This window comes from Burkholderia sp. Ap-955 (assembly GCF_011753045.1).
Lineage (GTDB): Bacteria > Pseudomonadota > Gammaproteobacteria > Burkholderiales > Burkholderiaceae > Burkholderia > Burkholderia lata_D.
Window position 1 is genome coordinate 11,934 of record NZ_VWWH01000048.1, and the last position, 22,104, is coordinate 34,037.

23 protein-coding genes and 1 tRNA gene are annotated in these 22,104 nt (G+C 66.7%); 19 read left to right on the plus strand and 5 right to left on the minus strand.

The window, feature by feature from the left end; translation table 11 throughout:
• Positions 1–2 precede the first annotated feature (2 nt).
• The 3 genes from F3J15_RS23060 to F3J15_RS23070 form a co-directional block, all read right to left on the minus strand.
• Positions 3–617 (minus strand): LysE family translocator, encoded by a 615-nt coding sequence (locus tag F3J15_RS23060; protein ID WP_059233178.1) that lies wholly within the window; start codon positions 615–617, stop codon positions 3–5.
• Positions 618–660: 43 nt separating this feature from the next.
• A complete protein-coding gene (locus F3J15_RS23065; protein ID WP_069257596.1) occupies positions 661–1,227 on the minus strand; it encodes an adenine phosphoribosyltransferase in 567 nt (188 codons plus the stop codon).
• A gap of 82 nt (positions 1,228–1,309) precedes the next feature.
• Entirely contained in the window at positions 1,310–3,316 is a 2,007-nt protein-coding gene (locus tag F3J15_RS23070) for a monovalent cation:proton antiporter family protein (protein WP_166894269.1), read from the minus strand.
• 125 nt (positions 3,317–3,441) lie between these two features.
• Here F3J15_RS23070 and kdsD point away from each other — a divergent pair, with 125 nt between their 5' ends.
• The 11 genes from kdsD (at position 3,442) to F3J15_RS23125 (ending at position 12,675) form a co-directional block, all read left to right on the plus strand.
• Positions 3,442–4,425, plus strand: coding sequence for an arabinose 5-phosphate isomerase KdsD (kdsD, locus tag F3J15_RS23075; protein WP_166894271.1), 984 nt, complete (start codon positions 3,442–3,444; stop codon positions 4,423–4,425).
• The gene (locus F3J15_RS23080) at positions 4,425–4,961 is read left to right on the plus strand and encodes an HAD family hydrolase (protein WP_166894273.1); all 537 of its coding nucleotides are present in this window, start codon (positions 4,425–4,427) and stop codon (positions 4,959–4,961) included. The genes kdsD and F3J15_RS23080 overlap by 1 nt, the downstream gene beginning before the upstream one ends.
• Before the next feature lie 3 nt (positions 4,962–4,964).
• Positions 4,965–5,579, plus strand: coding sequence for an LPS export ABC transporter periplasmic protein LptC (gene lptC, locus F3J15_RS23085; RefSeq protein WP_069248886.1), 615 nt, complete (start codon positions 4,965–4,967; stop codon positions 5,577–5,579).
• Positions 5,580–5,599: 20 nt separating this feature from the next.
• The gene (lptA, locus tag F3J15_RS23090) at positions 5,600–6,265 is read left to right on the plus strand and encodes a lipopolysaccharide transport periplasmic protein LptA (RefSeq protein ID WP_069248887.1); all 666 of its coding nucleotides are present in this window, start codon (positions 5,600–5,602) and stop codon (positions 6,263–6,265) included.
• Positions 6,262–7,038 carry an LPS export ABC transporter ATP-binding protein gene (lptB, locus tag F3J15_RS23095; protein WP_011353224.1) on the plus strand — a complete coding sequence of 259 codons (777 nt, stop codon included), beginning with the start codon at positions 6,262–6,264 and terminating at the stop codon, positions 7,036–7,038. Before lptA ends, lptB begins: the two co-directional genes overlap by 4 nt.
• A gap of 159 nt (positions 7,039–7,197) precedes the next feature.
• Positions 7,198–8,703 (plus strand): RNA polymerase factor sigma-54, encoded by a 1,506-nt coding sequence (locus tag F3J15_RS23100; protein ID WP_089446442.1) that lies wholly within the window; start codon positions 7,198–7,200, stop codon positions 8,701–8,703.
• 159 nt (positions 8,704–8,862) lie between these two features.
• Positions 8,863–9,222 carry a ribosome-associated translation inhibitor RaiA gene (raiA, locus tag F3J15_RS23105; protein ID WP_006477786.1) on the plus strand — a complete coding sequence of 120 codons (360 nt, stop codon included), beginning with the start codon at positions 8,863–8,865 and terminating at the stop codon, positions 9,220–9,222.
• Positions 9,223–9,388: 166 nt separating this feature from the next.
• Positions 9,389–9,928 (plus strand): PTS sugar transporter subunit IIA, encoded by a 540-nt coding sequence (locus F3J15_RS23110; RefSeq protein ID WP_011546240.1) that lies wholly within the window; start codon positions 9,389–9,391, stop codon positions 9,926–9,928.
• A gap of 129 nt (positions 9,929–10,057) precedes the next feature.
• The gene (gene hprK, locus F3J15_RS23115) at positions 10,058–11,026 is read left to right on the plus strand and encodes an HPr(Ser) kinase/phosphatase (RefSeq protein WP_011353227.1); all 969 of its coding nucleotides are present in this window, start codon (positions 10,058–10,060) and stop codon (positions 11,024–11,026) included.
• A gap of 75 nt (positions 11,027–11,101) precedes the next feature.
• Complete coding sequence (gene rapZ, locus F3J15_RS23120) at positions 11,102–12,010, plus strand: RNase adapter RapZ (RefSeq protein ID WP_069248889.1); 909 nt, start codon at positions 11,102–11,104, stop codon at positions 12,008–12,010.
• 29 nt (positions 12,011–12,039) lie between these two features.
• Positions 12,040–12,675 carry an LON peptidase substrate-binding domain-containing protein gene (locus F3J15_RS23125; protein WP_089484603.1) on the plus strand — a complete coding sequence of 212 codons (636 nt, stop codon included), beginning with the start codon at positions 12,040–12,042 and terminating at the stop codon, positions 12,673–12,675.
• 214 nt (positions 12,676–12,889) lie between these two features.
• Here F3J15_RS23125 and mutY read toward each other — a convergent pair whose 3' ends face one another.
• Positions 12,890–13,996 carry an A/G-specific adenine glycosylase gene (mutY, locus tag F3J15_RS23130; RefSeq protein ID WP_069248891.1) on the minus strand — a complete coding sequence of 369 codons (1,107 nt, stop codon included), beginning with the start codon at positions 13,994–13,996 and terminating at the stop codon, positions 12,890–12,892.
• A 24-nt stretch (positions 13,997–14,020) separates the two neighbouring features.
• Complete coding sequence (gene mutM, locus F3J15_RS23135; protein ID WP_069248892.1) at positions 14,021–14,848, minus strand: bifunctional DNA-formamidopyrimidine glycosylase/DNA-(apurinic or apyrimidinic site) lyase; 828 nt, start codon at positions 14,846–14,848, stop codon at positions 14,021–14,023.
• 86 nt (positions 14,849–14,934) lie between these two features.
• Here mutM and F3J15_RS23140 point away from each other — a divergent pair, with 86 nt between their 5' ends.
• The 8 genes from F3J15_RS23140 to hisC all read left to right on the plus strand — a co-directional run bounded on the left by F3J15_RS23140 (position 14,935) and on the right by hisC (position 22,088).
• On the plus strand, positions 14,935–16,758 hold the full coding sequence (locus F3J15_RS23140) for a tetratricopeptide repeat protein (RefSeq protein ID WP_166894275.1): 1,824 nt from the start codon (positions 14,935–14,937) through the stop codon (positions 16,756–16,758).
• Positions 16,758–17,378 (plus strand): lipoprotein insertase outer membrane protein LolB, encoded by a 621-nt coding sequence (gene lolB, locus F3J15_RS23145; RefSeq protein WP_089426356.1) that lies wholly within the window; start codon positions 16,758–16,760, stop codon positions 17,376–17,378. The genes F3J15_RS23140 and lolB overlap by 1 nt, the downstream gene beginning before the upstream one ends.
• 25 nt (positions 17,379–17,403) lie before the next feature.
• Complete coding sequence (ispE, locus tag F3J15_RS23150; protein ID WP_069248895.1) at positions 17,404–18,285, plus strand: 4-(cytidine 5'-diphospho)-2-C-methyl-D-erythritol kinase; 882 nt, start codon at positions 17,404–17,406, stop codon at positions 18,283–18,285.
• A 55-nt stretch (positions 18,286–18,340) separates the two neighbouring features.
• Positions 18,341–18,417 (plus strand) — tRNA-Gln (locus F3J15_RS23155).
• 44 nt (positions 18,418–18,461) lie between these two features.
• Positions 18,462–19,418 (plus strand): ribose-phosphate pyrophosphokinase, encoded by a 957-nt coding sequence (locus tag F3J15_RS23160; protein ID WP_069248896.1) that lies wholly within the window; start codon positions 18,462–18,464, stop codon positions 19,416–19,418.
• 161 nt (positions 19,419–19,579) lie between these two features.
• Positions 19,580–20,185 (plus strand): 50S ribosomal protein L25/general stress protein Ctc, encoded by a 606-nt coding sequence (locus F3J15_RS23165; RefSeq protein ID WP_085042200.1) that lies wholly within the window; start codon positions 19,580–19,582, stop codon positions 20,183–20,185.
• A 120-nt stretch (positions 20,186–20,305) separates the two neighbouring features.
• On the plus strand, positions 20,306–20,905 hold the full coding sequence (pth, locus tag F3J15_RS23170; RefSeq protein WP_006477776.1) for an aminoacyl-tRNA hydrolase: 600 nt from the start codon (positions 20,306–20,308) through the stop codon (positions 20,903–20,905).
• A gap of 115 nt (positions 20,906–21,020) precedes the next feature.
• Complete coding sequence (gene hisC / locus F3J15_RS23175) at positions 21,021–22,088, plus strand: histidinol-phosphate transaminase (protein ID WP_069248898.1); 1,068 nt, start codon at positions 21,021–21,023, stop codon at positions 22,086–22,088.
• Positions 22,089–22,104 lie beyond the last annotated feature (16 nt).

Consider the following 22,104-nt stretch of genomic DNA (forward strand, 5'->3'; position numbering starts at 1 on the left):
TGTCAGTCCTTCAGCGCCACGCGGATGCCGATCGCGATGAACGTCGCGCCGGCGATCCGGTCGAGCCACACGCCGGCCTTCGGACGGCGCTTCAGCCACGCGCCGATCATGCCCGCGCCGACGCCGAACAGCGAGAAGACCGCGGCCGTCTGCAGCATGAACAGCGCGCCGAGTTCGAACATCTGCAGCGTCACGCTCTGCGCGCCGTGCGGATCGACGAACTGCGGCAGGAACACGACGAAGAACAGCGTGACCTTCGGGTTCATCAGGTTGCCGATCACGCTCTGCCGGAAGATCGTGCCGAGCGGCTGCGGCGGGCGCGCATGCGCATTCGAAAGCCCCTGGCTGCGCAGCGCCTTGATGCCGATCCACACGAGGTATGCGGCGCCCGCGAGCTTCAGGATCTGGAACGCGACCGGCGACGAACGCAGCACGGCCGCGACGCCGAGCGCCGCGAGCGTCGTGTGGAACAGGATCCCGGCCGTGAAGCCGAGCGCGGCGACGAAGCCGGCCGCGCGGCCCTGCGAGATGCCGCGTGCGAGCACCTGCAGGTTATCGGGCCCCGGCGCGAACGTGATCGCGATCGACGTGGCGAGAAACAGCATGAAGTTGGGCATCGTGACCTCGCTGCGTAACGTGGAAGCTCAGGCTGGCCGGCGTTCAGTGGCCGGCGAATTCGGTGACGGTATAAACCGGCAGTCCCGCGTTGCGCAGCAGCGCCGAGCCGCCGAGATCGGGCAGATCGATGATCGCGGCGCCCTCGACGACTTCCGCGCCGAGCCGCTGCAGCAGGTTGCGCCCCGCCATCATCGTGCCGCCGGTCGCGATCAGGTCGTCCATGATGATCACGCGATCGCCGGGCTTGCACGCATCTTCGTGGATCTCGACCGTCGCGCTGCCGTATTCGAGGTCGTACGATTCCGAGCGCGTCTTGTACGGCAGCTTGCCGACCTTGCGGATCGGCACGAAGCCGACGCTCAGTTCGTACGCGACGATCGGCGCGATGATGAAGCCGCGTGCATCGAGGCCCGCGACATAGTCGAGCTTCGCATCGACATAGCGCTCGACGAACAGGTCGACGAGGATGCGCAGCGCCTTCGGGCTCTGCAGCAGCGTCGTGATGTCGCGGAACATCACGCCCGGCTGCGGCCAGTCGGGCACCGTGCGGATCTGGCTATGGATGAAGGCGACCGGATCGAGCGGTGCGCCCGACGACGAATGCGGCATGAAACTCTCCGAAAAAAACGGTGCGCGAAGATCGGGCACCGTTTCGAATAAATACGGGTCAGGTTATCAAACCAGGCGCCGCTCAGGCGGCCGCGGCTGGCGGTTCGCGCCGATGGCGCGACAGCCGCTCCTCCGCGAGCGCGAGCGCCTCGGGCAGCCCGCGCAGCACGACGATGTCGCTCGCGCGCAGCTTGGTTTGCGGATCGGGTTCGACGCCGCGGATGCCGTGCCGGCGGATCGCCGTGACTTCGAGCCCGAGTGCATACAGCCCCAGTTCTTCCAGCGAACGCCCGACCGCGTCCGCGCGCGCATCGACCGGCACCGATTGTAGCCGCACCTGCTCGTGGTCGTCGTCGTCCGCGTCGTCCGCGCCGCGGAAATAGCCGCGCAGCAGGCTGTAGCGTTCGTCGCGCATTTCCTCGACGCGCCGCACGACCTTGCGCATCGGCACGCCGACCAGCACCAGCGTATGCGACGCGAGCATCAGGCTGCCCTCGACGATCTCCGGAATCACCTCGGTCGCGCCGGCTGCGAGCAGTTTCTCGAGATCGGCATCGTCGACGGTGCGCACGATCGCCGGCAGCGTCGGCTCGAGTTCGTGCACGTGATGCAGCACGCGCAGCGCGGACGGCGTGTTCGCGTAGGTGATCGCCACCGCCGCCGCGCGGTGGATACCGGCCGCGAGCAGCGACTCGCGGCGCGCCGCGTCGCCGAACACGACCGATTCGCCTGCCGTCGCAGCCGCGCTCACGCGATCGGGGTCGAGGTCGAGCGCGACGTACGAAATGCCTTCCTGTTCGAGCATCCGCGCCAGGTTCTGGCCCGCGCGGCCGTAGCCGCAGATGATCACGTGGCCGCGCTGCTTGAGGCTTTGTGTCGCGATCCGCGTCATCTGCAGCGACTGCTGCATCCATTCGGTCGACGACAGCCGCATCACGATCCGGTCGGCGTTCTGGATCAGGAACGGCGCCGCGAGCATCGACAGCAGCATCGACGCGAGGATCGCCTGCAGCAGCGTCGAATCGACGAGATGCCGGTCGAGGATCAGGTTCAGCAGCACGAAGCCGAATTCGCCGGCCTGCGCGAGCCCGATGCCGGTGCGCATCGCGACGCCCGGTGTCGCGCCGAACAGCCGCGCGAGCCCGGCGATCATCGTCCCCTTGAACAGGATCTGCCCGACGAAGAAACCGAGCACGAGCAACGGGTGCTCCCAGATCACGCGCGGGTCGAGCAGCATCCCGGTCGTCACGAAGAACAGGCCGAGCAGCACGTCGCGGAACGGCTTGATGTCCTCCTCCACCTGATGGCGGAACGGCGTCTCGGAGATCAGCATCCCCGCGATGAACGCGCCGAGCGCGAGCGACAGGCCGAAGCGGTCGGTGATGAACGCGGCGCCGAGCGTGACGAGCAGCAGGTTCAGCACGAACAGTTCCTGCGAGCGGCGCCGCGCGACGACGTTGAGCCAGCGCGTCATGAAGCGCTGGCCGATGACCAGCAGCAGCGTGAGCGCGATCACGATCTTGACGGCCGCGAAGCCGAGCGTGATCGCGAGGTCCTTCGACGATTCGGCGCCGAACGCGGCGATCACGATCAGCAGCGGCACCACCGCGAGATCCTGGAACAGCAGCACGCCGAAAATGTTGCGACCGTGCTCGGTCTCGATCTCGAGCCGCTCGGCGAGCATCTTCGACACGATCGCCGTCGACGACATCGCCAGCGCGCCGCCGAGCGCGATGCTGCCCTGCCACGTGATGTGCACCCAGTGCTCGAACAGCATGCCCAGCACGAGCGCGAGCACGAGCGTCGCGACGACCTGCAGCAGCCCGAGCCCGAACACGAGCCGCTGCATCGCCCTCAGCTTCGCCAGCGAGAACTCGAGGCCGATCGAAAACATCAGGAACACCACGCCGAATTCCGCGAGATGCTCGGCCCGCTCCAGATCCGCCGCGATGCCGAACGCATGCGGGCCGACCAGGATGCCGACGGTCAGGTAGCCGAGCATCGGCGGCAGGTTCAACGAACGGAATACGACGACGCCCACCACTGAGGCCAGCAGCAGCAGCAGGGTCATTTCGAGCGGGGAAATCACGGGCGAAGCGTCCTCGTTCGTCGGGGCCACGGCAATGCGGGCGCGGGTGGTGGCGGTGGTCAGGCGACCTCGGACGAGTCCGAAGGCCCGGCGCGGCGAACAAACGCCTTTGCTATACTCCGCGCATGATAGCGAAAATCAATGATGACCGGGCGCTCGCGCTCGCCCGCGACGTGCTCGACATCGAGGCGGACGCCGTGCGCGCGCTGCGCGACCAGCTCGACGGCGGCTTCGTCCAGGCCGTCGCGCTGCTGCTCGGCTGCCGCGGCCGCGTGGTGGTGTCCGGTATCGGCAAATCGGGGCATATCGCCCGCAAGATCGCGGCCACGCTGGCCAGCACCGGTACGCCTGCCTTCTTCGTCCACCCGGCCGAGGCCAGCCACGGCGACCTCGGGATGGTCACCTCCGACGACGTCTTCATCGGCATCTCCTATTCCGGCGAATCCGAGGAACTCGTCGCGATCCTGCCGCTCGTGAAGCGGATCGGCGCGAAGCTGATCGCGATCACGGGCCGCGCGGAATCGAGCCTCGGCACGCTCGCCGACGTGAACCTGAACGCCGCGGTCTCGAAAGAGGCCTGCCCGATGAACCTCGCGCCCACCGCGAGCACGACCGCCGCGCTCGCGCTCGGCGACGCGCTCGCCGTGGCGGTGCTCGACGCGCGCGGCTTCGGCTCGGAAGATTTCGCGCGCTCGCACCCGGGCGGCGCGCTCGGCCGGCGCCTGCTCACCTACGTGCGCGACGTGATGCGCTCGGGCGACGACGTCCCGTCCGTCGGGCTCGACGCGACGCTGTCGGACGCCCTGTTCCAGATCACCGCGAAGCGCCTCGGCATGACCGCCGTGGTCGACGCCGGCGGCAAGGTCGCGGGCATCTTCACCGATGGCGACCTGCGCCGCGTGCTCGCGCGCGACGGCGACTTCCGCACGCTGTCGATCACCGACGTGATGACGCGCGACCCGCGCACGGTTGCACCGGATCACCTCGCGGTCGAGGCCGTGGAACTGATGGAGCGCCACCGGATCAACCAGATGCTGGTGGTCGATGCCGACGGCGTGCTGATCGGCGCGCTGAACATGCACGACCTGTTTTCGAAGAAGGTGATCTGATGAGCGCAGCGCTGACTGCGGCCGAACGCGCGAGCCGCGTGAAGCTGATGATTTTCGACGTCGACGGTGTGCTGACCGACGGCGGCCTGCTGTTTACCGCGGCCGGCGACGCGATGAAGTCGTTCAATTCGCTCGACGGTCACGGCGTGAAGCTGCTCGGCGAAGCCGGCGTCGCGACCGCGATCATCACGGGCCGCCGCTCGGAGATCGTCGCGGCGCGCGCGAAGGAAATGAAGATCGCGCACCTGTTCCAGGGCGTCGAGAACAAGCTCACCGTGTTTGCCGACCTGATCGCCTCGCTCGGCCTCACCGCCGACCAGTGCGGCTACATGGGCGACGACTGGCCCGACCTGCCCGTGATGCTGCGCTGCGGCTTCGCGACTGCGCCCGCGAACGCGCACCCCGAGGTGATCGCCCGCGCGCACTGGGTGGCCGAGGCCCGCGGCGGCCACGGCGCCGTCCGCGAAGTCTGCGACGCGATCCTGCGCGCGCAGCGCCGCTACGACGCGCTGCTCGCGGCTGCCTGCGGAGCCTGACGGATGAACACGCATTTCCGCTGGACCCAGTTGCTGCCGCTCGCCGCGGTCGCCGCGCTCGCGGGCGTCACCTGGTGGCTGCTGCAGGCCACGCTGCCGCCGCCCGGCGAGGGCACCGTGCAGCCGAAGCGCCATACGCCCGACTATTTCGCGGACAACTTCTCGGTCACCGAGCTCGACCAGTCCGGCTCGACCCAGTACCGGCTGACGGCCGCGAAGCTGATCCATTACGAAGACACCGAAGACAGCGACCTGACCGCTCCGGCCATGCGCGCGTTCCAGCCCGGCAAGCCGGTCGTGACGACCACCTCGAAGCGCGGCACCGTCAACGGCGACGTGTCGATCGTCGACTTGTACGACGACGCGCGCATCCTGCGCGCGGCCGGTGGCGGCGATCCGCAGATGCAGGCTGATTCCCAGCATTTCCGGATCTTCGTCAATGACGATGTGATCCAGACCGAAAAGCCGGTTAAACTTCAGCGCGGCCTGTCGCTCGTCAACGCGACCGACGGCATGAAGTACAACAACGTCACCCGGGTCATCGAGCTTTACGGCAACGTGCGCGGCACGATCGCCGCGCAGGACACGTCCGGCGGCTCGAAAGGTCAACCCAAGTGACGCATCCCTCACGTGACTGCATGAACGAATCGTTCCCTCGACAGATTTCCGGCGGCGCTGCGCGCGCCGTCCGCGCCGCGCTTGCCGCGACGCTCGTGGCGCTCCCGCTCATCGGGCTGGCGCCGCTCGCCCATGCCGAGAAGGCCGACCAAAGCAAGCCGATCAACGTCGAGGCCGACAACCTGACCTATGACGACCTGAAGCAGGTCACGGTCGCAACCGGCAACGTCGTGATCACGAAGGGCACGATCATCATCAAGGGCGATCGCGTCGAAGTGCGCCAGGACCCGGAAGGCTATCAGTACGCCACTTCGTTCGGCAGCGGCAAGAAGCACGCGACGTTCCGCCAGAAGCGCGAAGGCCTCGACGAGTACATCGACGGCGACGCCGAGCGCATCGACTACGACGGCAAGCAGGACCTGACCACGCTGACCACCGCCGCGACCGTGCGCCGACTGCAGGGTACGTCGACCATCGCCGATACCGTGCACGGCAGCGTGATCACGTACGACGGTCAGCGCGACTTCTACACCGCGAAGGGCGGCAAGGACGTCGCCGCGCCGGGCAACCCGAACGGCCGCGTGCGCGCGATGCTGTCGCCGAAGAACGGCGGCCCCGCGCCGCTGAACGGCGCACCGGCAAAGCTGTCGCCGTCGACCACGATCCAGGGGGCGCCGGGCCAATGAACGCGCTACCGAACCGCCAGCCGGCCGGCACGACGAGCTCGCTCGTCGTTCGCAACCTGAAGAAGCGCTACGGCTCGCGCACGGTCGTCAAGGACGTGTCGCTCGACGTGAAGAGCGGCGAAGTCGTCGGCCTGCTCGGCCCGAACGGCGCCGGCAAGACCACGTCGTTCTACATGATCGTCGGCCTGGTGCCGCTCGATGCGGGCGAGATCTCGCTGAACGGCAGCTCGATCAGCTTGCTGCCGATCCACAAGCGTGCGTCGCTCGGCCTGTCGTACCTGCCGCAGGAAGCGTCCGTGTTCCGCAAGCTGACCGTCGAGGAGAACATCCGCGCGGTGCTCGAACTGCAGCACGGCGAAGACGGCAAGCGGCTGTCGAAGGACGCGATCTCGTCGCGCGCCGAAGCACTGCTCGACGAGCTGCAGATCGGCCACCTGCGCGAGAACCCCGCGCTGTCGCTGTCGGGCGGCGAGCGGCGCCGGGTCGAAATCGCGCGCGCGCTGGCCACCAACCCGAACTTCATCCTGCTCGACGAACCGTTCGCCGGCGTCGACCCGATCGCGGTGCTTGAGATCCAGAAGATCGTCAAGTTCCTGAAACAGCGCAACATCGGCGTGCTGATTACCGATCACAACGTCCGCGAAACGCTCGGCATCTGCGACCACGCCTACATCATCAGCGACGGCTCGGTGCTCGCCGCCGGTGCGCCGAGCGAAATCATCGAAAACGAAAGCGTACGCCGCGTGTACCTCGGCGAACACTTCCGGATGTAACTCCTCCTCGTGGCTGGCTGCACCCCGCCCGGCGTCGCCGCGCGGGGCCGCGCCCCGCTTCGCGGCCATGCCCGCGGCCGGGCGGCGCGCCGCGCGTAATCGCGGATGGCTCAACGCGCCTGGGTCGTGGCAAACTGCCGGTATGACTCCCTCCTTGCCATGAAAGCCAGCCTTCAACTCCGCCTGTCGCAACATCTGGCGCTGACGCCCCAGCTACAGCAGTCGATCCGGCTCCTGCAGTTGTCGACGCTCGAATTGCAGCAGGAAGTCGCGATGGCCGTCGCACAGAACCCGCTGCTCGAGAACGACGACGAATGGATCGCGAGCCCGCTGCGTGTCGCTGCGGACGGATCGTTGATCGCGCAGACGCCTCCCGCACAGAACACCGAGCCCGCTGCGACCAACGGCAGCAGTTCGTCGAGCGATCGTGCCGAGCGCGACGAGCCGGCCGGCGCGGACGAATACGACGGTTATGCATCCGGCGACGGCAACGACGGCCCGCAGTGGAACCTCGACGAATACGGCCGCTCGAGCGGCGCATCCGACGACGACGACCTCCCGCCGCTGCAGGTGCAGGAAGCGGCGACGTCGCTGCGCGACCACCTGTCCGCGCAGTTGCGCGTCACGCAGGCCGGCCCGCGCGATCGCGCGCTCGTCATGTTCCTGATCGAATCGCTCGACGACGACGGCTACCTGACCGCCACGCTCGATGAAGTACTCGCCGACCTGCCGCCCGAGCTGGAGATCGACTGCGACGAACTGAACGCGGCGCTCGCACTGCTGCACAGCTTCGATCCGGCCGGGGTCGGTGCCCGTTCGGCATCCGAATGCCTGAAGCTGCAGTTGCTGCGCCTCGATCCGTCCCCGACACGCACGCTCGCACTCGAGATCGTGTCGCAGCATCTCGAACTGCTCGCCGCCCGCGACTTCACGCGGCTGCGCAAGCACCTGAAGGCGAGCGACGACGCGCTGCGCGACGCGCACACGCTGATCCGCTCGCTGGAGCCGTTCCCCGGCGCCGCGTACGGCAAGGCCGAGGCCGACTACGTCGTGCCCGACATCATCGTGAAGAAGGCCGGCCAGGGATGGCTCGCGGAGCTCAATCCGGAGGTCATGCCGCGCCTGCGGATCAACAGCCTCTACGCGAACATCCTGCGCAACAGCCGCGGCGATCCGGCGGCCGGTTCGCTCAAGCAGCAGCTCCAGGAAGCACGCTGGCTGATCAAGAACATCCAGCAGCGTTTCGACACGATCCTGCGTGTCGCGCAGGCCATTGTCGAGCGTCAAAAGAACTTCTTTGCGCACGGTGAAATTGCCATGCGCCCCTTGGTTTTGCGGGAAATAGCTGATACGCTGGGCCTACACGAGTCGACTGTCAGCCGTGTGACAACCGGGAAGTACATGCTGACCCCGTTCGGGACGCTTGAATTTAAGTACTTCTTCGGATCTCACGTCTCGACCGACACCGGAGGCGCCGCTTCGTCGACAGCCATCCGAGCCCTCATCAAGCAACTGATAGGAGCTGAAGACCCAAAATCGCCACTTTCGGACAGCCGCATTGCCGAGCTGCTGGCAGAACAGGGTTTCGTGGTCGCGCGCCGCACGGTTGCGAAATATCGCGAAGCCCTCAAGATCCCGGCAGTGAATCTGCGCAAGTCTCTTTAAGCCTGCTGCCTGCCCGGCGGCAGGCGTGTCCCGACCACCGCGCACACGGGGAACAGGCCGGGCGACCTGTCCACGATACGCCGCCTTCGTGCGGCACGGGCAAGTCGACCGGAGCGCCGCCTCGATGCGGCCGGGTGGTCACTCGCTTGGAGAAGCACTATGAACCTGAAGATCAGTGGACATCATCTCGAAGTCACGCCTGCAATTCGCGAATACGTGATCACCAAGCTGGACCGGGTGCTACGGCATAGCGATCAGGTGATCGATGGCACTGTGATCCTCTCGGTCGACAACCACAAGGAAAAGGACAAGCAGCAGCGCGCGGAAATCAACCTGCACCTGAAGGGCAAGGACATCTTCGTCGAAAGCGCGAACGGTAACCTGTATGCAGCGATCGATCTGCTGATCGACAAGCTGGATCGCCAGGTCGTCAAGCACATGGAGCGCCTGCAAACGCACGCGCACGACCCGATCAAGCTGCAACCGTCGATCGACCAGATCGAACTGCCGCCGCAGTAATCGTCACCGCAACACGCACGCCGCCCGGTTCGCCGGGCGTTTTTTTTGCCACTCGGCGCGCAGGTGCAACCGGTCCGTCCGTGCTGCGCCATGCACGCGGCTGTGCTCTATAATGTTCCGGTTATCGCCGGGGGTGTTGGATGCGGTAGCTGCGTTGCACGTTGCCATGCCACATGCCTTGATATCGCCGAACATGGAAAATCAGTCCGCCGCCGCAAGGAGACCCCAGGCCGCCCAATCGCCTGCCAACATGAATCGCCTAGCCAAAATCCTGCCCATAGAGAACGTCGTCATCGACCTCTCGGTCACCAGCAAGAAACGCGTCTTCGAACAAGCCGGGCTGATGTTCGAGAATCAGAACGGCATCGGCCGCAGCACCGTCACGGACAACCTGTTCGCGCGCGAGCGCCTCGGTTCGACCGGGCTCGGCGAAGGTGTCGCGATTCCGCACGGCCGCATCAAGGGCCTCAAGCACCCGCTCGCCGCGTTCGTCCGGCTCGCCGATGCGATCCCGTTCGAAGCCCCCGACGGCCAGCCGGTCGGCCTCCTGATCTTCCTGCTCGTGCCCGAGCAAGCCACCCAGCAGCACCTCGAGATCCTGTCGGAAATCGCGCAACTGCTGTCCGATCGCGACGCGCGCGAGCGTCTGCACAACGAAACGGATATCGCCGAGTTGCATCGCCTGCTCACTCAGTGGCAACCTTGAGTTGATCCGGGCGGAATATTTTCCCGTACGCGGCGGCACACGCCGCCGTTCAGGGCCGCCCGGCGCCGGCCCGGCATGGCGACGTCCGTCGCCGCGCGCACGCACCGGCCCATTGGAGTGACGAGAGTCATGGATACGTCCAGCATCAACGCCCAGAGCATCTTCGACGACAACGCGGCCACGCTGAAACTGAGCTGGCTGACGGGGCATGAAGGCTGGGAGCGCGGCTTTTCGGCCGACACCGTCGGCAATGCAACCTCGAGCGCCGACCTCGTCGGCCACCTGAACCTGATCCACCCGAACCGGATCCAGGTGCTCGGCGAAGCCGAAATCGACTACTACCAGCGGCAAACCGACGAAGACCGCTCGCGCCACATGGCCGAGCTGATCGCGCTCGAACCGCCGTTCCTCGTCGTCGCCGGCGGTGCCGCGGCGCCGCCCGAACTCGTGCTGCGCTGTACGCGCTCGTCGACCCCGTTGTTCACCACGCCGATGTCGGCCGCCGCGGTGATCGACAGCCTGCGGCTCTACATGTCGCGCATCCTCGCACCGCGCGCGACGCTGCACGGCGTGTTCATCGACATCCTCGGGATGGGTGTGCTGCTGACCGGCGATTCGGGCCTCGGCAAGAGCGAACTCGGCCTCGAGCTGATCAGCCGCGGCCACGGCCTCGTCGCCGACGACGCGGTCGATTTCGTCCGACTTGGCCCCGATTTCGTCGAAGGGCGCTGCCCGCCGCTGCTGCAGAACCTGCTCGAAGTGCGCGGCCTCGGCCTGCTCGACATCAAGACGATCTTCGGCGAGACCGCCGTGCGGCGGAAAATGAAGTTGAAGCTGATCGTCCAGCTCGTGCGGCGCCCCGACGGCGAATTCCAGCGCCTGCCGCTCGAAAGCCAGACCGTCGACGTGCTCGGCCTGCCGATCAGCAAGGTCACGATCCAGGTTGCGGCCGGCCGCAACCTCGCGGTGCTCGTCGAGGCGGCCGTCCGGAACACGATCCTGCAGTTGCGCGGAATCGACACATTGCGCGATTTCATGGATCGGCAACGACTCGCGATGCAAGATCCCGACAGTCAGTTCCCCGGCAAACTGGTGTAACCCGCACGCGCCGGCCACGCAACGCCGACGCGTCGAGCCGGTGCTATGATGAAACGTCAGGATTCTCTGCTTCCCATGCGCATCGTCCTCATCACCGGCATTTCCGGCTCAGGCAAGTCCGTCGCGCTGAACGCGCTCGAAGACGCAGGCTATTACTGCGTCGACAACCTGCCGCCGCACGTGCTCCCCGAACTCGCCCGCTACCTCGCCGAGGATGGCAAGCGCCGGCTCGCGGTCGCGATCGACGCGCGCTCGAGCGCGTCGCTCGACGAAATGCCCGGCCTGATCCGCGATCTGTCGCGCGAGCACGACGTGCGCGTGCTGTTCCTCAATGCGAGCACCCAGGCGCTGATCCAGCGCTTCTCCGAGACGCGCCGCCGCCATCCGCTGTCCGGCTCGCTGTCGCACGATGCGGACGTCGGCCTGCTGTCGTCGCTCGAGGAGGCGATCGAGCGCGAACGCCACCTCGTCGCGCCGCTCGCCGAATTCGGCCACCAGATCGACACCAGCACGCTGCGCGCGAACGCGCTGCGGACGTGGGTCAAGCGCTTCATCGAGCAGAAGAACAACGACCTGATGGTGATGTTCGAATCGTTCGGCTTCAAGCGCGGCGTGCCGCTCGACGCCGACCTGATGTTCGACGTGCGCGCGCTGCCGAATCCGTACTACGACCACCAGTTGCGCCCGCTCACCGGGCTCGACCAGCCGGTCATCGCCTTTCTCGACGCACTGCCGATCGTCCACCAGATGATCGACGACATCCATGCGTTCCTGATGAAATGGCTGCCGCACTTCCGCGATGACAACCGCAGCTACCTGACCGTCGCCATCGGCTGCACGGGCGGGCAGCATCGGTCGGTGTTCATCGCGGAAACGCTCGCCGCGCGCCTTGCGCACGACGCGAACGTGATCGTGCGGCATCGTGACGCGCCAGTGGATGTCGACGCGTCGTCGCGGCTCGTCTCCGAGGTCGACCGACCCTAGCGACGCCCGCCCCAACGCCCGCGCGCCCCATGTCCTCCCTATCGACCACCCTGATCGACCTGCCGCTGTTTCCGCTGCATACGGTGCTGTTTCCGGGGGGCCTGCTCCCGCTCAAGGTGTTCGAGGCGCGCTATCTCGACATGGCCCGCGCGTGCCTGCGCGACGACGCACCGTTCGGCGTGTGCCTGCTGAAGAGCGGGCCGGAAGTCGCGCAGGACGGCGCCGTGTCGGTACCCGAGACCATCGGCTGCATGGCGCGCATCACCGAGTGCGATACCGGTGAATTCGGCATGCTGTACCTGCAGGCGGTCGGCACGCAGCGTTTCGAGCTGCTGTCGTATCGCGTCGAAGGCAACGGGCTGCTGGTCGGCATCGCGGAGCCGCTGCCCGACGACATCCCGCTCGAAGGCGAGCAGTCGCTCGCGCAGTTCGGCTCGTGCGCCGAGGTGCTCGAGCGCATCATCGACGCGCTGAAGAAGTCCGATCCCGAGAAAATGCCGTTCGTCGAGCCGTTCCGCCTCGACGATCCGAGCTGGGTGTCGAACCGGCTCGCGGAACTGCTGCCGCTCGACCTGCGCGCGCGGCAGAAGCTGATGGAGTTTCCGGACGTCGGCGCGCGCATCGACGCCGTGCACCACGTGCTGGACCGGCACGGCTGGTTATAGCGAGCGCGGGACCTGTCGCTTTGCCCGAACTGGGCGGAAGATGGCATCCCACGAGGGGCTTTCTTCCAGGCGAAAAGGCGGGCCGGCGTTTTCCGCCGCGCCCCGAACCGCCACTTCGCGCCAAGCCACCTCGGGGGACTTCCGTCGGGACGAAAAGCCACGGGCGTCCGACGTTTCCCTGAAAACGCGGCATGCGCCGCGCCCCTCCCCTCCGTTACAGCAGCGGCCCGCTCAGCGCATCGAGCAGCTTGCGCACGGGCGCCGGCACGCCATACGCGTCGAGCCGGCTCAGCGGCACCCAGGCGGTGTCCGCGTCCCGCGCGCCCGAAGGCAGGCCGCCACCGTCGGCCATGTCGCTCAGCCGCGGCTCGATCTCGAGCCGGAAATGCGTGAACGTGTGTGTGAGCGGCGCGAGCGGCACCGTGCCGCCGCCGCCGAAGCCACGCGCGAGCTCCGCGAGCGCGGCGTCGCCGTCCGCTTGCGGCAGGCTCCACAGCCCGCCCCAGATGCCGGTCGGCGGCCGCCGCTCAAGCAGCACGGCGTCACCGTCACGCAGCACGAGCATCCAGGTCTTGCGGGTCGGCACGGCCTTCTTCGGCCGCGCGGCCGGCAGTTCGCGCTGGCGGCCCGTCGATTGCGCGACGCAGTCGCCCGCGAACGGGCAGCGTGCGCAATCGGGCTTGCCGCGCACGCACAGCGTCGCGCCGAGATCCATCAGACCCTGCGTATACGCACTCACGTCGGCCGCGTTCGCGGCGTCGGGCAACAGCGACTCGGCGAGCGCCCACATGTCGTTCTCGACGCGCTTCTCCCCCGGGAAGCCTTCGACGCCGAACACCCGCGCAAGCACGCGCTTCACGTTGCCGTCGAGGATCGTCGCGCGCGCGCCGTACGCGAACGACGCGATCGCCGCGGCCGTCGAACGACCGATGCCCGGCAGTTCGGCCAGCGCGTCAGGCGTCGCCGGAAATGCCCCGCCGTGCTCGGCGACGACGACCTGCGCGCAGCGATGCAGGTTGCGCGCGCGCGAGTAGTAGCCGAGCCCCGCCCACAGCGCCATCACGTCGTCGGTCGGCGCGGCCGCGAGCGCGGCGACGTCGGGGTAGCGTTCGAGAAAGCGCGTGTAATACGGGATGACGGTCGAGACCTGCGTCTGCTGCAGCATGATTTCCGACAGCCAGATCCGGTACGGATCACGGGTGTTTTGCCACGGCAGGTCGTGGCGGCCATGCTCGCGCTGCCACGCGACCAGGCGCGTGGCGAACGAGCGATGCAGCGGCGTGACGGGGAACGGAGCGGGGGCGATGCGGGGCGGCTTCAAGTTATCTAATCGTGGAAAAAGGTTTCAACGCTGGCAGGTCGGGCAGTAATAGGTCGACCGCTGACCCTGCACGATCTGGCGGATCGGCGTGTTGCATACGCGGCATGGCTGGCCCGCGCGGTCGTAGACGAAGCAGTCGAGCTGGAAATAGCCGCTTTCGCCGTTGCTGCCGACAAAATCGCGCAATGTGCTGCCGCCGCGCTCGATCGCGTCGGCCAGCGTCGCGCGCACTGCGTCGGCCAGCCGCTCGTAGCGCGGCAGCGACACCTTACCGGCGGCCGTCGTCGGCCGGATGCCGGCGCGAAACAGGCTCTCCGACGCGTAGATGTTGCCGACGCCGACGACCATGTCGCCCGCGAGCAGCGCCTGCTTGACCGACACGGTCCGCCCGCGCGTGCGTGCGTGCAGCAGCGCGCCGGTGAACGCCGGCGAGAACGGCTCGACGCCGAGGCTCGCGAGGAGCGGATGCGCATGCACGTCGCCCGCTTCGCGCGGGTGCCACAGCACCGCGCCGAAGCGGCGCGGATCGCGGAACCGCAGCACGAATTCGTCGAAGATCCAGTCGATGTGGTCGTGCTTCGCGGCGACCGGCACGCCGGCCGCGGGCAGCACGCGCAGCGTGCCCGTCATGCCGAGGTGGACGATGAACCAGCCCGCGTCGACCTCGAACAGCAGATACTTGCCGCGGCGCTCGACGGCGAGCACCTCGCGCGCGCGCAACTGCTCGGCAAGCCCGGCCGGCACGGGCCAGCGCAGCATCTCGGTACGGACGTCGACACGCTCGACGCGGCGGCCTGCGACAAAGGGCTCGATGCCCCGGCGCGTGACTTCGACTTCTGGCAACTCTGGCATTGTTTGCGGGTCTGAGACTGGATTCACGATCGTGCGTGTATTGTAGCGAGCGCGTTACAATCGGTTGAAACATCGAACGGATTTCCATGACTCTGCCCTCGAAGCTGCTTCAGAAGCGCCCCGCCGCCGTGCGCGGCGCGCGCGCCTTCCCGGTCCGCCGTGCACTCGGCGCCGCGCTGTTTGCCGCCTGGACCCTCACCGCCTTCCCGGCCCACGCGCAGGATCCGGCATCGGACGACGCGGAGTCGCAGGGCGCGTTCGAGCATGTGATGCCGGACGAGAAAAAGGATCTCCCCGGTGTTCCGCTGACGAGCCAGATCGTCTACCAGGTGCTCGCCGCCGAGGTCGCGCTGCAGCGTAACCAGCCCGCGCCGGCCTACCAGACCTACCTCGCGCTCGCCCGCGACACGCGCGATCCGCGCATGGCGCAGCGCGCGACCGAGATCGCACTCGGCGCGCAGAGCCCGGCCGACGCGCTGTCCGCCGCGAACCTGTGGCGCCAGTACGCACCCGATTCGAATCGCGCATCGCAGGTCGATGCCGCGCTGCTGGTGCTCGCCGGCAAGCCGGCCGACGCGCAGCCGATGCTCGCGCGCGAGCTGGCCCGGGCGACCGGCGAGACGCGCGGCCCGGCGATCCTCGCGCTGCAGGCGCTGCTCGTGCGCGGCTCCGACCGCGTCGGCGGCCTCGCGGTGCTGAAGGACATGCTGAAGAACGACCTGAACCGGCCCGAAGCCCAGCTCGCGATCGCGCGCCAGCAGCTCGCGGTCGACGACAAGGACGGCGCCGCGCAATCGCTGAAGCAGGCGCTGCAGCTCCGCCCCGACTACCTGCCGGCAGCTTTGATGCTGTCGCAGATGGGGCCGGCGGAACGCGCGGCGGGCATCGTGTCGTTCGAGAAGTATGTTCAGCAGAATCCGAAGTCGCGCGATGCGCGGCTCGCGCTGTCGCAGCTCTATCTCGCCGACGATCGCCTCGACGACGCGCAGAAGCAGTTCGAGACGATGCGCAAGCTCGACGCGAAGGATCCGACGCCGCTGATGGCGCTCGCGCTGATCAAGATCCAGCAGAAGAAGCTCGACGAAGCGACGGTCTTCCTGAAGCAGTACGTCCAGCTCGGTGACAAGCAGCCGAACCTCGACGTCGGGCAGGGCTACATCTACCTCGCGCAGATCGCGATCGACCAGAACAACGACGCGCAGGCGTCGCAATGGCTCGACAAGGTCGACCAGACGAGCCAGCACTACCTCCCCGCGCAGATCACGCGCGCGCAGCTGCTGCAGAAACAGGGCAAGACCGACGAGGCGCGCAAGGTGCTCGACGACCTGCCGATCACGGATCCGCGCGATGCGGCCGTGGTCGCACGCACCGACGCGTCGATCCTGTTCACCGCGAAGCGCTATCCGGAGGCCGAGGCACGGCTCGGGCAGGCGGTCCAGGACTTCCCCGACGATCCCGACCTGCGCTACGACTACGCGATGGCGGCCGAAAAGACCGGCCACTACACGACGATGGAAAAGCAGCTGCGCGAGCTGATCCGCACGCAGCCCGACAATCCGCAGGCATACAACGCACTCGGCTATTCGCTCGCCGACCGCAACCAGCGGCTCCCCGAAGCCAGCAAGCTGATCGACAAGGCGATGACGCTCGCGCCGAACGACGCGTACATCATGGACAGCCTCGGCTGGGTGAAGTACCGGATGGGCGATACGGCCGGCGCGGCGAAGGTGCTGCGGCGCGCGTACGAACTGCAGCCGAACGCCGAGATCGGCGCGCATCTCGGCGAAGTGCTGTGGAAGAGCGGCGCGCAGGACGATGCGCGTTCCGCATGGCGTGACGCGCAGAAGCTCGAGCCGGACAACGAAACGCTCGTGCAGACGCTGAAACGCCTCCAGATCAACGGTCTCTGATGCAGATGTTCCCGACGTTTTCCCTGTCCTTCCGCGCGCAGCGCACGCTGGCTGCAGCCGGCGCGGCGCTCGTGCTCGCGGGCTGCGCGAGCACGCCGCCGTCGGCCAGCGCGCCGACCGGCGCGGCGCTGCAGACCGCCGCGACGCACGCTTACCATGGCCGCTTCGCGGTGCGGTACGACGACCGTCTCGGCAATCCGCAGAACGTGTACGGCAACTTCGACTGGCAGGAGCACGGCGACGACGTGTCGCTCGAGCTGCGCAGCCCGCTCGGCCAGACGCTCGCGGTCGTGAAGTCGACGCCGCGCGCAGCGTCGCTCGAATTGCCGAACCGCCCGACCCAATATGCGCCCGACGTCGGCGACCTGATGCAGAAAACGCTCGGCTTCGAACTGCCGCTCGCGGGCCTGCGCTACTGGCTGCTGCCGACAGCCGCGCCCGCCACGCCTGCGCAGACGGTGCGCGATCCGGCCGACGGTACGCGCGTCAAGCAGATCCGCCAGGACGGCTGGACGATCGACTACCTTGCCTACGCGGATGCCCCGGCCACGGGCGTCAAACGCGTCAACCTCGTGCGCGCGACACCGCCGCTCGACATCAAGCTCGTGCTCGATCAGTGAGCACCCGCCCAGCCCAGACATACGCATGACCGATTCGACCCGCTCGCTGCGCAACTGCCTTGCGCCCGCGAAACTCAACCTGTTCCTGCACATCACCGGCCGCCGTCCGAACGGCTATCACGATCTGCAGAGCGTGTTCCAGTTGCTGAACTGGGGCGACACGCTGCACTTCACGCTGCGCGACGACGGCCGCGTCGCACGCGTAACCGACGTGCCCGGCGTGCCCGAGGAAAGCGATCTCGTCGTGCGCGCAGCCAACCTGCTGAAAGCGCATACGGGCACCGCACACGGTGTCGACATCGAGATCGACAAGTGCCTGCCGATGGGGGCCGGCCTCGGCGGCGGCAGCTCCGACGCGGCGACGACGCTGCTCGCGCTGAACCGCCTGTGGCAACTCGACCTGCCGCGCGCCGAGCTCCAGTCGCTCGCGGTAAAACTCGGCGCAGACGTCCCGTTTTTTATTTTTGGAAAAAATGCGTTCGCAGAGGGTATCGGAGAAGAATTAGCTGAGGTACAATTGCCGACTCGCTGGTTCTTGGTTGTAACGCCCCGCGTTCATGTCCCAACCGCTGAAATATTTTCAGATGAGTTGTTGACAAGAGATTCGAAGCGCGTCACAATTACGGACTTTCTTGCACAGCAAAGCAGCGACGCGGGATGGCCAGATAGTTTCGGTCGGAACGATATGCAGCAAGTTGTGACAAGTAAGTACGCGGAAGTTGCGCAGGTGGTCAAATGGTTGTATGATGTGACCCCCGCGAGGATGACCGGCTCCGGAGCAAGCGTGTTTGCAGCGTTTCGCAGCAAGCATGAGGCAGAAGCGGCGCAAGCCAAGCTGCCCACCGGTTGGAACGGTGCAGTTGCCGAGAGCCTGAACGAGCATCCGCTCTTCGCTTTCGCGTCATGAAGTTTTACTTTGCCGAACGGCCTACACAAGTTCGGTGAAGTTATCAGTTGAGTGTAGGGGAGTCGCCAAGTTGGTCAAGGCACCGGATTTTGATTCCGGCATGCGAGGGTTCGAGTCCTTCCTCCCCTGCCAAAAATTTTCCCGCATTTCCCGCCTAAGCCCGAAGCAGGTGCACGATGAGCAGCCATGACGGCCTGATGGTTTTTACTGGCAACGCGAATCCCGCGCTCGCCCAGGAAGTCGTCAATATCCTTGGAATTCCCCTCGGCAAAGCAATGGTCAGCCGTTTCTCCGACGGCGAGATCCAGGTCGAGATCCAGGAAAACGTGCGTGGCAAGGACGTCTTCGTCCTGCAATCCACGTGCGCACCGGCGAACGACAACCTGATGGAACTGATGATCATGGTCGATGCGCTCAAGCGCGCATCCGCCGGCCGGATCACTGCAGCCATCCCCTACTTCGGTTACGCCCGTCAGGATCGCCGCCCGCGTTCGGCGCGCGTCGCGATCTCGGCGAAGGTCGTCGCGAACATGCTGGAAATCGCCGGCGTCGAGCGGATCATCACGATGGATCTGCACGCCGACCAGATTCAAGGCTTCTTCGACATCCCGGTCGACAACATCTACGCAACGCCGATCCTGCTGGGTGACCTGCGCAAGCAGAACTACCCGGATCTGCTCGTCGTGTCGCCGGACGTCGGCGGCGTGGTGCGTGCCCGGGCACTCGCGAAGCAGCTCAACTGCGATCTCGCGATCATCGACAAGCGTCGCCCGAAGGCGAACGTCTCCGAAGTGATGAACATCATCGGTGAAGTCGAAGGCCGCACCTGCGTGATCATGGACGACATGGTCGATACGGCAGGCACGCTCTGCAAGGCCGCGCAAGTGCTGAAAGAGCGCGGCGCGAAGCAGGTCTTCGCGTACGCGACGCACCCGGTGCTGTCGGGTGGCGCAGCTGATCGCATCGCCGCATCGGCGCTCGACGAGCTGGTTGTCACCGACACGATCCCGCTGTCCGCCGAATCGCTCGGCTGCTCGAAGATCCGTTCGCTGACGAGCGCGAGCCTGCTGGCCGAAACGTTCTCGCGGATCCGCCGCGGCGACTCGGTGATGTCGCTGTTCGCGGAATCCTGATCGCGAATCGACTGAACAAAGCATGCGCAGAAAGCGAAGCGGCAACGCTTCGCTTTTTGCACAATCGGACGGGATAGACGAAACCCCGGCCGTTTCATCGGGGGCCGCAGTCTGACGGCCCCGTTTTACTGCCTGGTCGCGGGCAGCTATTGGAGAATCACATGAAAGTCGTCGCTTTCGAGCGCCAAGAGCAAGGTACGGGTGCGAGCCGCCGCCTGCGCAACGCTGGTAAGACCACGGGTATCGTTTACGGTGGCGAAGCAGCCCCGCAAAAGATCGAACTCGATCACAACGCCCTGTGGCACGCCCTGAAGAAGGAAGCTTTCCACTCGTCGATCCTCGACCTCGAAGTGGCTGGCCAGTCGCAACAGGTTCTGCTGCGCGACGTGCAATACCACCCGTTCAAGCAACTGGTGCTGCACGTGGACTTCCAACGCGTTGACGCGAAGAAGAAGCTGCACACGAAGGCTCCGCTGCACTTCCTGAACGCTGAAATCAGCCCGGCCGTGAAGCTGTCGAGCGCGATCGTTTCGCACGTCGCGACGGAAATCGAAATCGAGTGCCTGCCGGCTGACCTGCCGGAGTTCCTCGAAGTCGACCTGTCGAAGATCGAAGCCGGTCAATCGCTGCACGCGAAGGACATCACGCTGCCGAAGGGCGTCGCGCTGGTCGCACACATCGACGCGGAAAACCCGGTTGTCGCATCGGCGACGGTCCCGGCTGGTGCCGTGTCGGACGCAGCAGAAGGCGAAACGCCGGCTGCCTAAGCGGGCTGCCAACGCGCCCCATCGATCCGTTTCACGAAACGGTCGACGCAACCCGCCGCGGCTTGCCCGGCGGGTTTTTCTTTTTCTGCGCCAGGCGGCCGTTGCCGCCTTCGAAACGTCATGATCAAACTGATCGTCGGCCTCGGCAATCCCGGGGCGGAATACACCGCGACGCGCCACAACGCCGGCTTCTGGCTGATCGACCAGCTCGCCCGCGAAGCCGGCACGACGCTGCGCGACGAGCGCCGCTTCCATGGCTTCTACGCAAAAGCGCGCCTGCACGGCGAAGAAGTCCATCTGCTCGAGCCGCAAACCTACATGAACCGTTCCGGCCAGTCGGTCGTCGCGCTCGCGCAATTCTTCAAGATCCTGCCCGACCAGATCCTCGTCGCGCACGACGAGCTCGACCTGCCGCCCGGCACCGTGAAGCTGAAGCTCGGCGGCGGCAGCGGCGGCCACAACGGCCTGAAGGACATCACCGCACACCTGTCGTCGCAGCAGTACTGGCGGCTGCGGATCGGCATCGGCCATCCGCGCGACCTGATTCCGGAAAGCGCGCGCGCCGGCGCGAAGCCCGATGTCGCGAACTTCGTGCTGAAACCGCCGCGCCGCGAGGAACAGGACGTGATCGACGCGTCGATCGAACGCGCGCTCGCCGTGATGCCGATGGTCGTCAAGGGCGAACTCGACCGCGCGACGATGCAGCTGCATCGCAACTGACCGCATCGCACCGCTCCGGTGCATCGAGCTGTCCGGCGCCACCGGGCGGCCCCGCCCGCCCCACCCTGCGCGCACATGCGGTAATCTGGTCGCTTTGCCCGACAGGAGCCAAGCGGTGAGCCGTTACTGGAGCGACATCGTTCAGCAACTCGTGCCTTACGTGCCGGGCGAGCAGCCCGCGCTCGCACACCCCGTCAAGCTGAACACCAACGAGAATCCCTATCCGCCGTCGCCGCGCGTCGTCGCGGCGATCGCGCGCGAACTCGGCGAGACCGGCGACACGCTGCGCCGTTATCCCGACCCGGTTGCGCGCGCGCTGCGCGAAGCGGTCGCGGCCCATCACCGCATCAAGCCCGAGCAGGTGTTCGTCGGCAACGGCTCCGACGAGGTGCTCGCGCACACGTTCCAGGCGCTGCTCAAGCACGACCGGCCACTGCGCTTCCCCGACATCACGTACAGCTTCTATCCGACCTATGCGCGCCTGTACGGCGTCCAGACGTCGATCGTGCCGCTCGCGGACGACTTCTCGATCCGCGTCGACGACTATCTCGACGACGCCGGCGGCGTACTGTTTCCGAACCCGAACGCACCGACCGGGCGCGCGCTGCCGCTTGCTGACGTCGAGCGGATCGCAGCCGCGAATCCGTCGTCGGTCGTCGTGATCGACGAAGCGTATGTCGACTTCGGCGCGCAGTCCGCGATTACGCTCATCGATCGCTACCCGAACCTGCTCGTCGTCCACACGACGTCGAAGGCGCGCTCGCTTGCGGGCATGCGCGTCGGCTTCGCGTTCGGCGATGCCGCGCTGATCGACGCGCTGAACCGCGTGAAGGACAGCTTCAACTCGTACCCGCTCGACCGGCTCGCGCAAGTTGCCGCGCAGGCCGCATATGAAGACACCGACTATTTCAATGCAACCTGCCGGCGCGTGATCGACAGCCGGACGCGTCTGACGCATGCGCTGGACGCGCTCGGCTTCGACATCGTGCCGTCGGCCGCGAATTTCGTGTTCGCGCGCCATCCCGCGCACGACGCGGGTGCGATTGCGGCGAAACTGAAGGAACGGGAGATTTTCGTGCGGCACTTCCGGCTGCCGCGGATCGACCAGCACCTGCGCATCACCGTCGGCACCGACGCCGAATGCGATGCGCTCGTCGCGGCGTTGCGCGAGCTGCTGGCCTGAAACGGAAGAACCGGCG